This is a genomic window from Vibrio sp. 2130-1 (assembly GCF_033339515.1).
Genome location: NZ_JAWOUT010000547.1, coordinates 1 through 569, shown reverse-complemented (window position 1 = coordinate 569; position 569 = coordinate 1). Strand labels below are relative to the sequence as shown.

The 569-nt window shown below is 44.8% G+C and carries 1 protein-coding gene; it reads left to right on the top strand.

The window, feature by feature from the left end; all coding sequences use genetic code 11:
* Window positions 1–308 precede the first annotated feature (308 nt).
* Window positions 309–569: NAD(P)/FAD-dependent oxidoreductase (locus R7Q09_RS27310; RefSeq protein WP_318144103.1), on the top strand; the 261-nt coding region annotated here is incomplete at its 3' end.

Genomic DNA, 569 nt, shown 5'->3' with positions numbered 1-569 from the left:
GGCGGTGAAGCCGCGCGCTTTACCAAGGTGCTTGCAGAACATCTGCAAAGGCCAAGTGTAACTAAGTCATAACGACATAAGGCTTCCTAAATGGAAGCCTTTTTTCTGCTTTACGCGCTAATTCAAACCCACCAACCGAACAGATAAAATCATCACTAACGGTTTAATTTTCAAACACATGTCACTCTTTCATGCTTCAAAGCTATGACTACCTCTCATCGAATTCACGTTTACGTTAACTGAGCTATAGTTTTCTATATAAACGAAAAATGTCACCCAGATGACGAAAATAAAAAGGAAGCACAAAAATGGAACGTGAATGCATGGAGTTTGATGTGGTGATCGTCGGAGCTGGCCCTGCGGGGTTAAGTGCAGCATGTCGATTAGCACAGTTGAACCAAGATCGTGAAGGCGAAGCGCTGTCAATTTGTGTGGTAGAAAAAGGCTCTGAGGTCGGCGCACATATATTATCTGGTGCGGTGTTTGAGACTCGCGCCTTAGACGAGCTTTTCCCAGATTGGAAGAAAATGGGAGCGCCCGTTTCAGCCCCCGTTCAACATGATGATTTT